General features: G+C 39.1%; 10 protein-coding genes and 1 pseudogene. 10 read left to right on the top strand and 1 reads right to left on the bottom strand.

Annotated features, from left to right (window positions below; all coding sequences use genetic code 11):
• The first annotated feature begins 37 nt into the window (after nt 1-37).
• The 7 genes and pseudogenes from J7E63_RS21705 to J7E63_RS21675 all read left to right on the top strand — a co-directional run.
• Nucleotides 38-982 (top strand): dihydrodipicolinate synthase family protein, encoded by a 945-nt coding sequence (locus J7E63_RS21705; protein ID WP_215016387.1) that lies wholly within the window; start codon nt 38-40, stop codon nt 980-982.
• A 196-nt stretch (nt 983-1,178) separates the two neighbouring features.
• Nucleotides 1,179-2,018 carry an aldo/keto reductase gene (locus J7E63_RS21700; RefSeq protein WP_215016379.1) on the top strand — a complete coding sequence of 280 codons (840 nt, stop codon included), beginning with the start codon at nt 1,179-1,181 and terminating at the stop codon, nt 2,016-2,018.
• A 106-nt stretch (nt 2,019-2,124) separates the two neighbouring features.
• Entirely contained in the window at nt 2,125-3,507 is a 1,383-nt protein-coding gene (locus tag J7E63_RS21695; protein WP_215016373.1) for a glycoside-pentoside-hexuronide (GPH):cation symporter, read from the top strand.
• Between the two features lie 7 nt (nt 3,508-3,514).
• The gene (locus J7E63_RS21690; RefSeq protein ID WP_215016360.1) at nt 3,515-5,116 is read left to right on the top strand and encodes a glycoside hydrolase family 43 protein; all 1,602 of its coding nucleotides are present in this window, start codon (nt 3,515-3,517) and stop codon (nt 5,114-5,116) included.
• A gap of 30 nt (nt 5,117-5,146) precedes the next feature.
• The gene (locus J7E63_RS21685) at nt 5,147-6,628 is read left to right on the top strand and encodes a glycoside hydrolase family 5 protein (RefSeq protein ID WP_215016353.1); all 1,482 of its coding nucleotides are present in this window, start codon (nt 5,147-5,149) and stop codon (nt 6,626-6,628) included.
• Between the two features lie 114 nt (nt 6,629-6,742).
• Entirely contained in the window at nt 6,743-7,243 is a 501-nt protein-coding gene (locus tag J7E63_RS21680) for a nitroreductase family protein (RefSeq protein ID WP_215016351.1), read from the top strand.
• A 202-nt stretch (nt 7,244-7,445) separates the two neighbouring features.
• Nucleotides 7,446-7,732 (top strand): annotated as a pseudogene (locus tag J7E63_RS21675) (TerC family protein); the annotation flags it as partial.
• A 427-nt stretch (nt 7,733-8,159) separates the two neighbouring features.
• Here the strand turns inward: J7E63_RS21675 and J7E63_RS21670 are convergent.
• Entirely contained in the window at nt 8,160-9,314 is a 1,155-nt protein-coding gene (locus tag J7E63_RS21670) for an ROK family transcriptional regulator (protein WP_251033670.1), read from the bottom strand.
• Between the two features lie 411 nt (nt 9,315-9,725).
• Here J7E63_RS21670 and xylA point away from each other — a divergent pair, with 411 nt between their 5' ends.
• The 3 genes from xylA (at nt 9,726) to J7E63_RS21655 (ending at nt 13,403) form a co-directional block, all read left to right on the top strand.
• Entirely contained in the window at nt 9,726-11,057 is a 1,332-nt protein-coding gene (gene xylA / locus J7E63_RS21665) for a xylose isomerase (protein WP_215016338.1), read from the top strand.
• Between the two features lie 70 nt (nt 11,058-11,127).
• Nucleotides 11,128-12,627: a xylulokinase gene (gene xylB / locus J7E63_RS21660; RefSeq protein WP_215016330.1), complete on the top strand. Its 1,500-nt coding sequence runs from the start codon at nt 11,128-11,130 to the stop codon at nt 12,625-12,627.
• 89 nt (nt 12,628-12,716) lie between these two features.
• The gene (locus tag J7E63_RS21655; RefSeq protein ID WP_215016322.1) at nt 12,717-13,403 is read left to right on the top strand and encodes an MATE family efflux transporter; all 687 of its coding nucleotides are present in this window, start codon (nt 12,717-12,719) and stop codon (nt 13,401-13,403) included.
• Nucleotides 13,404-13,662: the final 259 nt, after the last annotated feature.

The following is a 13,662-nucleotide window of genomic DNA, read 5'->3' as shown; positions in this document are numbered from 1 at the left end:
GAATTTGATCCTGCTGGATTCCAAGGAGAGAGGTCCATTGAAAAACGTACAATTTTTAACACCTGTGGTTACTGCTTTTGATTTCGAGGGCAATTTGGACCACCAGGCCAACAAAAATATTTATGATTTCTTAATTAATGGGGGAGTAGACGGTTTAGTCATTATGGGCAGTACCGGGGAGTTTTCTTCTATGCAGGACGCCCAGAAGAAAGAATTAATCGACCTTGCGGTAAGTTATGTGAATCATCGGACCAAAGTGTATATCGGGACTGCGTGTATGACCGTGGAGAATACAGTTCAATTATCCAACTACGCGATAGAGACAGGCGCTGATGGTGTCATGATTATCAGCCCCTATTATTTTTCGCTATCGGATGAAAGTGTGGAATTCTATTTTGACCAAGTGTCGCAAAGAATAAAAGGGGATATTTATTTATACAATTATCCTGCTAGGACTGGCCACGACTTGTCTCCGGAAGTGACCCTGAATCTTTTGCGGAAACATAAAAATATTAAAGGATATAAAGATACCGTTACGGAAATGGGGCATACCAGAAAGCTAATCCAAACGGTGCAGAACGAGTTCCCTGACTTTATTGTCTACTCCGGATTTGATGAAAACTTCGCCCATAATGTTCTTAGCGGCGGAAATGGCTGTATTGGAGGGCTTTCTAACGTATATCCAGAAGTATTTTCCGCCTGGGTAAAAGCGATTAACGCGAAAGATCTAAAAAAAGTGGCTGAAATCCAGAGCATCGTCGATAAAATGATGGAGCTATACGATCTTGGCACACCATTTATCCCGTTTACGAAACAAGCGATGGTACTTAGGGGAATCGGATTAGAAGGATATTGTCTAAAGCCTCTTATCCAGCCGAATGAGAAACAAACAGATTCTATCAGTGTGCTTTTACAGGAATTGGATACAATGATCGTTCATACCAATCCTGACTATAAAGGAGTTTTAGCAACTAATGTATAAAAATAGTCACAAAATATGCAAAATTGTAATCGATTTCTTAGTAATAAGGTGGTATATTCTAGCTAAATAAGCCAAGATGACAAAACGCAGTTTTATAATGTAAAACAGTTTTCTCTACGATTCATACTGCACTGGTAGGAATTCTTTCTCAACTAGTGCCGAAGTCCAAATAACAGTTGTAAAAGGAGTGAAGTCGATGTTACAGGGTTTACAAAGTGCAACAACCTTACATAATGGTGTGAAAATGCCATCGGTTGGCTTGGGGGTTTTTAAAGTACAAGACGGGGAGGAAGTAGTCAACGTGGTAAAAGCTGCCCTTGAAGTTGGTTATCGAAGCATTGATACCGCTGCCGTTTACAGAAATGAAGAAGGTGTTGGCAGAGGGATTATAGAATCCAATGTGCCCCGCGAAGAATTATTTGTTACCACAAAGGTTTGGAATGCCGATCATGGTTATGAAGCAACCTTAGCAGCTTTTGATGTAAGCCTGAGAAGGCTGGGCCTGGATTATTTAGACCTTTATTTGATTCACTGGCCGTTACCGTCCCAAGGAAAATATATTGAAACATGGAAAGCTCTTGAAAAGCTTTATAAGGATGGACGTGTCCGCGCTATTGGTGTAAGTAATTTCAAAATTCACCACTTTGAAGACATTATTGCCAACTGTGAAATTAAACCAATGGTCAATCAAGTAGAATATCATCCGCGTTTCAATCAAAGGGAATTGCATGCTTTTTGTAAAAAACATGGCATTCAGCTTGAAGCGTGGTCTCCATTAATGCAGGGTGGACTTTTTGAAGAGCCTGTCCTTGTGGAAATTGCCGAGAAATACAATAAGTCAACAGCACAAATTATCATCCGCTGGGATATCCAAACTGGGGTAGTGACCATTCCAAAGTCCGTTAAACCTCACCGTATTGCTGAGAATGCTGATGTCTTTGATTTTGAACTTTCACAAGAAGACATGGACAAAATAAACGCTCTGAACACAGATCAACGAATGTTTGCAGATCCTGATGATTTTAATCGTGTGTAAGGGAATCGGTTATCAGATTTATTAAAAAGGGATAGTTTTACAATAACTTTGTTTATACAATGAACAAACAAAGTTATTGTAGATTAAAATGTGGAGGGGAATCAAGATGAGTACAAGCCTTGCTGAGAAAATAACAGTAGTACAACCAGAAAAAATCAAAATGAAGGAAAAGGTCGGTTATGCGACTGGGGATTTAGCCTGTAACTTCATTTATCAAACAGTAAGTAGTTATCTATTGTTTTTCTATACTGACGTTTTTGGAATTACCGCTGCAGCAGCTGGATTAATGTTCCTAGTTGTACGGTTAGTTGATGCAGTTCTGGATCCATTTATCGGAGCGGTTATTGATAAAACCAATACAAAATACGGAAGATTTCGTCCCTATCTTTTATACGGTGCCTTTCCGTTTGCAGGTGTAGCGATTCTCTGTTTTACAACTCCAGGATTTTCTGATCCTATGAAACTCGTGTATGCCTATGCTACTTATATTTTATTATCGATTACGTATTCAGTGATTAACATTCCTTATGCAGCACTTACTTCAGCCATTACTCAAGATAACAAAGAAGTTGTCAGCTTAACTTCAGTCAGGATGCTATTCGGAAACATCGGTGGATTGATCGTTTCATTCGGTGTACCACTCTTAGCCGGAATCTTCACAAATATGACTGGGGAAACAGGCACTGGATGGCAAATCACCATGACTATCATGGGAATTTTAGGAGCACTGTTATTGTTGTACAGCTTCTATAACACAAAAGAACGCGTTCAGCCTAATCTTTCAATAGAAGCTGAGATTAACTTTAAAGATATTTGGGTTCAATTAAAATCAAATCGTCCACTTTTAATCGTATGCATGTTCTTTATTCTTAACTTCGGTGTAAACTCCATCGTTAACTCTGTTGGAATTTATTATGTCACTTATAACGTTGCAAGACCGGAATTAGTAAAATGGTATGGTTTAATGGGAACTCTACCTGCACTTATCCTTATGCCATTAATGCCGTTGATGTATAAATGGATGGGTAAGAAAAAATTATTATTTACTGCTTTATCATTTAAGGTAATCGGCTTACTAGCCCTATTTCTTATTCCAGCATCAGCGGTTCCACTTGTATTTACAGGGAGATTAATCGCGGCACTCGGAACCATCACTGCAGGAGCTTTTACATGGGCGTTAATTCCTGAAACAATTGATTATGGTGAATATAAGACTGGTAAACGTGCAAGCGGTGTCATCTATGCATTAGTTGGATTCTTCTTCAAGTTTGGTATGGCAATTGGAGGAATTGTTCCAGGTTTAATTTTGGCCAATTTCGGTTATGTTGCCAATCAAGTTCAAACCTCAACAGCATTACACGGTATTTTGATTACAATGACCGCTATTCCGGCAGTATTCGTTTTAATAGAGCTTGGAGCTATATTCTTCTATAACTTAGATGAAAAAGAACATAAACGAGTACTTTCAGTATTAAGTTCAAGGAGATAATGACAAGATGAAAATACAAAATCCAGTATTAAAGGGCTTTAATCCAGACCCAAGTATTTGCAGGGTTGGAGAAGATTATTATATCGCTGTATCTACATTTGAATGGTTTCCGGGAGTTCAAATCCATCATTCAAAGGATTTAGTTAACTGGCATCTTGTATCACGTCCATTAAATCGAACTTCATTGATCGATATGAAAGGTAATCCTAATTCCGGCGGGGTTTGGGCACCTTGCTTAACTTACGACGAAGGAAAGTTTTGGCTTATTTATTCCGATGTCAAACAACATGCGGGGGCGTGGAAAGATACTCACAATTACTTAACTACCTGTGAAACGATTGATGGAGAGTGGAGCGAGCCAATCTATTTAAATAGTTCTGGATTTGACCCTTCCCTATTCCATGATGTGGATGGGAGAAAATATATCATTAATATGCTATGGGACCAAAGAACGTATAAACACTCTTTTGGTGGGATTGTATTACAAGAATATTCTCCTGAGGAAAAAAAGTTAATTGGAAAGCCAAAATTGATTTTTGACGGAACAGATATTAGGTTAACAGAGGGGCCGCATTTATATCATATCAATGGTTATTACTATTTGCTAACAGCTGAAGGTGGTACACGATATGCTCATGCAGCAACTCTAGCAAGATCAAAAAATATTGAGGGGCCATATGAACTGCATCCAGATCATCCCCTCCTCACTTCTTGGCACGACCCTAGAAACCCATTGCAAAAATGCGGACATGCCTCTATCATTCAAACACATACCGATGAATGGTATTTAGCACACCTAACTGGCAGACCACTATCTCACGAGGATAAACCGGTTCTTGATTATCGAGGTTTTTGCCCGCTGGGAAGGGAGACTGCCATTCAAAAACTTGAATGGAGAGACGGCTGGCCGTATGTTGTGGGCGGAAAACAAGGATCTGTTGAGGTAGAAGCACCGAAGATGGAAGAGGTAAAATGGGAACGAGATTATGAAGAAGTTGACCATTTTGACAGCCAAACCTTGAACCACCATTATCAGACATTACGGATTCCGTTAACGAAAGATATTATGTCCTTAACTGACAGTCCGGGAAATTTACGCCTTTATGGAAAAGAATCACTAACGTCATGCTTTACTCAGGCTTTGGTTGCACGACGTTGGCAGTCATTTCATTTTGATGCGGGCACAGCGGTTTCCTTTAATCCAAATTCTTATCAGCAGGCTGCAGGTTTAGTTTGCTATTACAATACCGAGAATTGGACATCTGTTCAAATTACCTGGAATGAAGAAAAGGGACGCATTATTGATATCATAAGCTGCGATAACTTTACTTTTTCACAGCCGCTTCAGGGTAAAGAAATTCAAGTTCCGGATTCCGTGGAGTATGTCCATTTAAAAGTGAAGGTAAGGGAACATTCCTATCAATACGCTTATTCTTTTGATGGCGAAACTTGGACTGATATTCCGGTAAACTTTGAATCTTATAAGCTATCAGATGACTATGTTCGCTTGAACGGATTTACTGGTGCATTTGTTGGCATGCACTGTCAAGACACAAGCGGAACAAACAAACCTGCCGATTTCGACTATCTTACTTATAAAGAACTGTAATTATTTATCGATGAAAGGAAGGGAATATTCATGGAAATGCTTCAGGTGAAAAATAATAAAATTACTGATTCTGCCGGCAAGCCAATTCAACTAAGAGGTACATGCATTGGCGGCTGGATGAACATGGAAGATTTTATTAACGGCTATACTGGAACTGAACATGCTCTTCGTCATACGGTTGCTGAAGTGATTGGAAAAGCAAAAGCTGAATTTTTATTTGACAGATTGCTTCATTACTTCTTCGGCGAAGACGACATTGAGTTTATTAAAAGCTGGGGTGCAACGACGATCCGAATTCCCTTAAATTATCGTCACTTTGAGGATGATGAAGCACCGTTTACGTACAAAGAAACAGGATTCGAGCGCTTGGACAAGATAATTGATTTATGCGAAAAACACGGGCTATACGTGATTCTGGATCTTCATGCAGTCCAGGGCTTCCAAAACACTCACTGGCATTCAGATAATGATGTACGTCACAGCTTCTTCTGGCATGATAAAACTTATCAAGACAGGTTTGTTGCTTTGTGGGAGGAGTTTGCACGACGTTACAAAGGAAGAGGAGTAATTGCAGGCTTTAACGTTATGAATGAGCCATGTGTGAATACACCACACGGAGATTTCCCGCATACATTTTTTGGTGATTATAAACCGGATTGGGAAAGAATGAATCGGGTCTACAGACGTGTGGTTGAAGCAATCCGTTCGATTGATTCTGACCATATCATTTTCCTTGAAGGAGATAACTACTCTAAATTATTTGATGGTTTAGAAGCACCTTTTGCTAGAAATCTGGTCTACAGCAGTCATAACTATACAGCAGCCGGTTTTGGACCTGGACCATACCCAGGAGTGGCTGATGCAAAAACACCTCGCGTGATAAGCGGCCGATATTGGGATAAAGCTGTGCAAGAGGAAGTATTTTATAACCATGAAGGAACTAAATATGCACAGAAGTATAACGTTCCTCTTTGGGTAGGGGAGTTTGGCTCTGTCTATAATGGCCCAGAAAATGAAATCCCTGATCGTTTAAGTGCGATGGATGATCAACTTGGTATCTTTGAAGAATTTGGAGCACATTGGACCACTTGGACTTATAAAGATGTCGGTGTTATGGGTTTAGTGACACTGGATCCAGAATCAGAGTATATGAAAAAGGTTGCTTCGATATTTAAAATGAAACATGCCTTAAATACCGATGATTGGATGATTTGGCTGCCAGGCTTTAAAGCAAGAGAATTAGCTGCGGAATTGGCCAGCCATTTGGAAGAGGTGGTGAATCCGGAAATATCTCACGGCTATAATCTAGCTAGCCTTTCACAAGCCCTTTTCACCATCTATGCTGGGGCGCTAATACAGCCAGAGTATGCTAAGATTTTTAAAAATCTATCCGAAGAAGAAATTGACCTAATTATGCAGTCATTTGCCTTCAAAAACTGCAAAATTAATGAAGGCTTGTTAAATATCTTGAAAAGATATACAAGCGAAACGTTAGAGATAGCAAACGCTTAAATTCAGTACGGATTTCTATCCACAATAAATAACGAGGCTGATTTCAGAAGGCATGATCTTATGTCCTTTTGATATCAGCTTTCTCACTTTTATAAGGCTATAGGAGGGCTTCCTTTGGAATCTACAAAAATATTTTTTGAAAGGCAAACGACCAACAAATATCTAAATAAGCCAGTCAGCAAGGAATTACTGATAGAGGTATTGAAGGCGGCTAGCCGCGCACCGTCCTGGGCAAATTCACAGCCTTGGGAAATATATGTTGCGGCAGGAGAAAAGTTAGAAGCATTGCGATCGGCTTACTTAGAGTCGTTTCAAAATCATGAACCGCACACACAGGATTTGCCTACTCCGAAAGAATGGCCTGAGTATATTGATAATCGAATGAAAAAGAGCTTTGCAGAGTCGTTTAAAAGCATGGGAATTGTTCGTGATGACGATGCAGAACGCTATAAAAACTGGAAAAATAACTATCAGTTTTTTGGAGCCCCAGTTGGTTATACTGTTTTTTGGCGTCTATCTGTTCCTAAAATGTGTTATCTGATTTTTCAAGAATTTATTTATGCGCCCGGAAGGACAGTTGCATATAAATCAAGGGGTGTAGCGGATCTAATTTAACGCCATTTTTAGATATGATGAAAATCGGAATGAGAAGAATGAATATAGAGTTACCTTTCCATTTTTCCGCGTCTAAATTCCATGGTGACGGTTCTCATGGTTTTTAATTAGGCTAGTGCCGAACGCAGGAACCGTCCCCCATAAGAAAAGGTCTTTTTTTTACATCAAATTAATATAATGACAAAGTTAACTTTTTCTAGAGGTGAATATTTTGGAGATTTTTGGTTTGTCATTTGCGGTACTCTTGAAAATAATTTTAATCAATATTGTCTTAAGTGGAGATAACGCAGTCGTTATCGCAATGGCATCACGTATGTTCCAAAGAAACAACAAAAGAAAGCGATCTTTTGGGGAACATTTGGAGCCATTATTTTACGTTTAATATTTGCAGTAGCAATTATTTATCTACTAGACGTACCTTTTGTAACTTTTATAGGTGGGCTTCTTCTAGTGTATATTGCCATTAAACTACTAATTGGCGATGATGAAGAAAATCTTAGAGAAGGAGGCTCAAGCTTAACGCGGCTTTTATCAATTAGTAGAACATTTTATCGATTGCGTTCAAAATAATAACACACCTGAACCATCTATTGATGATTCACTGATTACCCATGAAATTTGCGAGGAAATCGTGAAATATATTGATTCAGATGAATAGAAATGATTTCATGATGTTCATATAACAAAAAACAATAAGGCCCATTCCAGACATTAACTGAAATGGGCCTTATTGTTACTTAACGCATATTTGTTCAAACCTTAGGCTGAAATTCAGAGGTCAGACCTCTGGTGTAAAAGGTCTTGCAGGATTCGAGCTTGTCGCGACGCCGATTCTGAAAATACCATCATTATCTCTTGCTGGGAAAAATAAATAATACGTGATAAATTATAATGAGATGCGTTTTGTAATGCACATCTATAAACTTCTTGCTTCGGCCTTGATAAAGTTCTCAACAACAAAAGCAGAAACACCTAATGCGCTCGAATATTTTCCAAGCCGTGAAAAATCTAATTGCAACCCATTTTGATGGAGCGCAAGAGTATGTTTTTCAATCGTAGTCCGTATTGGCGACTCAATCCATTCTTTTGCCAACGCTAATCGATTTCCGATTATGACCTGGTCGGGGTTAAAGGTGTTAATAATATTATTAATCCCATAACCAAGGTACTGGCCGATTTCTTCAAAGTGACTCTTGGCAATTTCATTACGACCCTCAGCCAACTTAATCAATGACTCAAGTGAATCAAAGTCAGCCATTTCCAGCAGTGCATTTTCAGAGGCGTATGCTTCCCAACAGCCTCTGCTGCCACAGCTGCAAGGCTTTCCGTTGATGTCAATAATTATGTGACCCATTTCACCGGAAAATCCATTTTTTCCTTGATATAATTCTTTGTTTAAAATAATCCCAACACCAATTCCGATTCCAGCACTTATATAAATGATGTTCTGATAATCTTGACCCGCACCGAATTGTTGTTCACCAATAGCCCCAGCATTCGCCTCATTTTCAATTATAACGGGAACATGGTATAAGTCCTCAAGGTCCTTTTTTAATCCAATGTTGGTCCAGCCTAAGTTTGGAGCTAGCAGGACAGTTCCATTTTTGTTTACGATACCAGGCACAGCTACACCAATCCCAACTATTCCATACCTGCTGTTAGGTATCTCATCCAATATCGACCCAATCATATTTTGGATTTTGCTCATAATCGTAGGGTAAGGGGTTCGGTTTACGCTTTCATGTTTCTCTAACAAAATGGTACCTTTTAAATCCGTCATCACGCATAGAACGTAATTAACACCGATATCAATGCCAATTGCATATCCGGCCGCTTTGTTGAAATGAAGGATAACAGGTCGCCGACCACCGCTGGATTCCCCGGTGCCGGATTCGTAAATAAGTTCCTCTTTCAATAACTCATTTACTAAAGCAGACACTGTTCCCTTATTCAACCCTGTTATTTGGGCAATATCTGCCCTTGATATCGGATCTTTTTCAATAATCATTTGTAATACAAGGGCTTTGTTATTTTTTTTAACAGTTTGATGATTCCATGTAATCGTTTCCAATATATAAAAAACTCCTTATTTCGTAGTAAATCTATTTTAACACAAAAAACTTTGTTTATCGCCTACACAAACCTACTGGCGCATGGTATAATTATTTCAATCACACGTTTATAGTTGATTATTGTGAACCTTATCTGCAAGTCCTATCCACGTGGAGTAACTAGATTTTATGTATTGAAGAAGCGAAAAAGCCAGCAGGCTTTCTCACGTCTGTACAGCAGGCATAAGGCAGATCAAAGGTTGTTTGTAAAAAACGGTCAGCCTTTTCAAAAAATTTAGTTTATCAAGTGAACAAACTAAGATTATCATGCTATGATTTGATTATCTAAGGTTAAGAGATTCCAATAACCCTTTTGTAAGCATTTACACTTTTAGTTATTTTAACAATATACCCACTAGGAGGAATCATGAATGGCTTATTTTGAAACAGTTAATAAAATCCAATTTGAAGGGGCTGCATCAAAAAATCCTTTCGCATTTAAGTATTATAATCCTGAGGAAAAAATCAATGGCAAAAAAGTGGAAGAAATTCTTCGTTTTTCTATTGCATATTGGCACACATTCACAGCTGACGGAACAGATCCGTTTGGAGTAGGAACTGCAATTCGTCCTTGGGACCGTTTTCAAGGCTTAGATTTAGCAAAAGCTCGTGTCGAAGCAGCATTCGAATTTTTTGAAAAATTAAATGTTCCTTTCTTTGCATTCCATGACGTTGATATCGCTCCAGAAGGAAGCACATTAAAGGAAACAAATGAAAACCAAGATGTTTTAGTTGCCATGATCAAAGAATACATGAAAACAAGCAAGACGAAATTACTTTGGAACACGGCGAATATGTTCACGAACCCACGATATGTTCATGGTGCTGCAACTTCTCCCAATGCTGACGTATTTGCGTACTCTGCAGCGAAAGTGAAAAAAGCGTTGGAAGTAGCTAAAGAACTTGGCGCTGAAAACTATGTATTCTGGGGCGGCCGTGAGGGTTATGAAACACTTCTAAATACAGATATGAAGCTTGAACAAGACAACTTAGCACGCTTCTTCCATATGGCAGTAGATTATGCGAAAGAAATCGGCTTGGACGTTCCGTTCTTAATTGAGCCAAAACCAAAAGAGCCTACCAAACATCAATATGATTTCGATGTGACAACTGGTTTGGCATTCTTGCAAAAATATGACCTAACAGATTATTTCAAGTTCAACATCGAAGCAAACCACGCAACTTTGGCCGGCCACACATTTGAGCATGAGTTAAGAACGGCTCGTATCAATGGAATGCTTGGTTCAGTCGATGCTAACCAAGGTGATACATTGCTTGGATGGGATACAGATGAGTTCCCAACTGACCTTTACACTAACACATTAGCAATGTATGAAATTCTAAAAAATGGCGGCTTAGGAAAAGGCGGCTTGAACTTCGATGCAAAGGTAAGACGTGGATCATTTGAAGCAGAAGATCTTTTCCATGCACACATCGCTGGTATGGATGCATTTGCCATCGGCTTAAAGGTTGCCAATAAATTAATTGAAGACAAAGTTTTAGATAGCTTCATCGAAGAACGCTACATCAGCTATACTGATGGCATTGGCTTGGATATCGTAGAAGGAAGAACCAACTTCCGCGAGCTTGAAGAATATGCCTTCCAATTAAATGAAATTAAGAATACATCAGGCAGAACGGAACGACTTAAAGCAATCGTTAACCAATACTTATTAGAAACACTTTCAACTGTAACAGTTTAATTAAAATAATGAAAAAAAAGTGCTGGTGGCCTATTACTCCAGCACTTTTTTTAGAAAAGGGTGATCAGGGATGAAATACGTAATTGGTGTTGACCTCGGAACGAGCGCAGTAAAAATCTTACTCGTTAACCAGAATGGTGAAGTTTGTCAGGAAGTATCCAAATCATATCCTCTTATAATAGAGAAGTCTGGTTATAGTGAACAAAATCCGGAAGAGTGGGTGGAAAAAACCACAGCAGGCTTAGCTGAACTCATTCAGCAATTTGATGGAGATGTTAACGATATCGAGGGCATCAGCTTCTCTGGGCAGATGCACGGTTTGGTATTATTAGATCAAAACAATCAAGTATTAAGAAACGCAATTTTGTGGAATGATACAAGAACCACAAAACAATGTCAGCAAATCTATGACGTTGTCGGTCATGAACGTTTATTAGAGGTAACCAAAAACCCTGCATTAGAAGGCTTTACGTTACCGAAAATTCTCTGGGTAAAAGAAAATGAACCTGAAGTTTTTGAACGTGCCAGCGTTTTTTTACTGCCAAAGGATTATTTACGCTATCGGATTACTGGGAATATCCACATAGAGTACTCTGATGCGGCAGGAACTTTACTATTAAATGTAGCAAAGCGGGAATGGAGCAATGAAGTATTAGAAGCTGCTGGTCTTTCCGTTGATTTCTGCCCGCCATTAGTAGAATCTCATGCATTTGTTGGTTCTGTATCGGCCGAATTTTCCCAAGAAACGGGATTATCCGAAGCTGTAAAAGTATTTGCAGGCGGTGCGGACAATGCCTGCGGCGCGATTGGTTCAGGGATTTTATCGGAAGGGAAAAGCGTATGCAGTATCGGCACCTCTGGCGTCGTACTTTCATATGAAGAAAGAAATGACCTCGATTTTGAAGGAAAGGTTCACTACTTTAATCATAGTGAAGAAAATACGTACTATACAATGGGGGTGACCTTGGCTGCAGGTTATAGTTTAAGCTGGTTTAAAGACACGTTTGCGAAGGAAGAAGCGTTTGATGATTTTTTAGCCGGTGTGGAGGAAGTACCGGCAGGCAGCAACGGATTATTATTTACCCCGTATATCGTGGGGGAAAGAACGCCGTATGCTGATTCTACTATCCGCGGAAGCTTTATTGGGGTTGATGCTTCCCATGAACGCAAGCACTTTGCCCGCGCGGTTCTCGAGGGAATCACCTTCTCCTTAAACGAATCCATTGAGATTTTTAGAAGCAGCGGCAAGACAATCGATTCGATTATCTCGATCGGCGGAGGAGCGAAAAACGAAACATGGCTGCAAATGCAGGCAGATATATTCAATGCAAAAATTGAAAAGCTTACAAGCGAGCAAGGCCCTGGAATGGGTGCCGCGATGCTGGCGGCATACAGCTGCGGCTGGTATTCATCCCTTCAAGAATGTGCGGAAGTCTTTATCCAAACCGATAAAACTTATGAACCGATTCCAGAAAATGTGGAAGCCTACAAGAAACTGTTTACAATCTACCAACAGGTTTATACGCAAACAAAAGACCTTAATGAGCAATTAAGAGAATTTAGAAAGTAAATAATTCCTAATAAAGGCTAATGGCAAAATGAAGCCGGTGCTTAGTTGCTTCCATTTATTTCCATATGAAGTGTAAGGAAAGATTACAGATGAATAAATCCAAAAATAACGTCTCTCCTCAGTTCAGTCTACTAACCATTACTTGGCCCATTTTTGTCGAATTATTTCTCCAAGTGATTATGGGCAGTACCGATACGATTATGCTGTCGCATATTTCTGATGATGCTGTCGCGGCTGTGGGGGTGGCAAATCAGTTAATCTTTTTATGTATTCTCATTTTTAACTTTGTCTCGTCGGGTACAGCTGTTGTTCTCTCGCAATACTTAGGTGCGGGTTTAAACCAAGATGTCCGAACTGTGACAGCCATTTCCATTACCCTAAACCTTTTAATTGGCTTGCTTATTAGTTTATTAATGGTCATTTTTAAAACTGAACTCTTACTGTTTTTTCACCTGCCGGAACAAATTGCCGTATTAGGGGAACAGTATCTTTTGATTGTAGGAGGAACATTATTTATTCAAGCAGTGTTAATCACCATATCCTCAATTTTAAGAGCAAATGGATACACCCAGGATGCGATGATGGTTTCCATCTTCATGAATGTCATTCATTTAGCCGGAAATGGGATCTTAATATACGGTTTATTGGGATTCCCGGAGATGGGTGTGATGGGAGTGTCGATTTCAACGGCCGTTAGCAGAGCGATAGCCTTAGTGATTATTAGGTATTTTTTCCTAAACTTTGTTTATCCAGTAGACATACTAACTTTCGAGTGATAGAATAAAAATATAAATTCTGAATATTTAGAAGGTCTTTAAAAATATGAAAAAACGGAAGGGATTACTACCCTTTTATTAGTAGTATTAGCATTACCTGCATGTGAACATGATGCTTCAAGTAAAAATGAAAGCGATGACAGTTCAATAATTCATATGAAAAACTTAGAATTGGTCCTTCCTTTCTATTTTACACTTAGTTTATTTAATAAATATACTAAGTTTTTAGTTGATTGACGTGTAAGTCTTAGTAGGAAAC

The organism is Bacillus sp. ISL-75 (assembly GCF_018613095.1).
Note: the sequence above shows the minus strand (reverse complement) of the source record. Positions and strands in the feature narration are given on the sequence as shown.

What these genes read in the sequence shown, in the direction of transcription:
- J7E63_RS21700 (WP_215016379.1), top strand. Translation starts at nt 1,179, where the DNA reads ATGTTACAGGGTTTACAAAGTGCAACAACCTTACATAATGGTGTGAAA.
- J7E63_RS21695 (WP_215016373.1), top strand. Translation starts at nt 2,125, where the DNA reads ATGAGTACAAGCCTTGCTGAGAAAATAACAGTAGTACAACCAGAAAAA.
- J7E63_RS21690 (WP_215016360.1), top strand. Translation starts at nt 3,515, where the DNA reads ATGAAAATACAAAATCCAGTATTAAAGGGCTTTAATCCAGACCCAAGT.
- J7E63_RS21685 (WP_215016353.1), top strand. Translation starts at nt 5,147, where the DNA reads ATGGAAATGCTTCAGGTGAAAAATAATAAAATTACTGATTCTGCCGGC.
- xylA (WP_215016338.1), top strand. Translation starts at nt 9,726, where the DNA reads ATGGCTTATTTTGAAACAGTTAATAAAATCCAATTTGAAGGGGCTGCA.
- xylB (WP_215016330.1), top strand. Translation starts at nt 11,128, where the DNA reads ATGAAATACGTAATTGGTGTTGACCTCGGAACGAGCGCAGTAAAAATC.
- J7E63_RS21655 (WP_215016322.1), top strand. Translation starts at nt 12,717, where the DNA reads ATGAATAAATCCAAAAATAACGTCTCTCCTCAGTTCAGTCTACTAACC.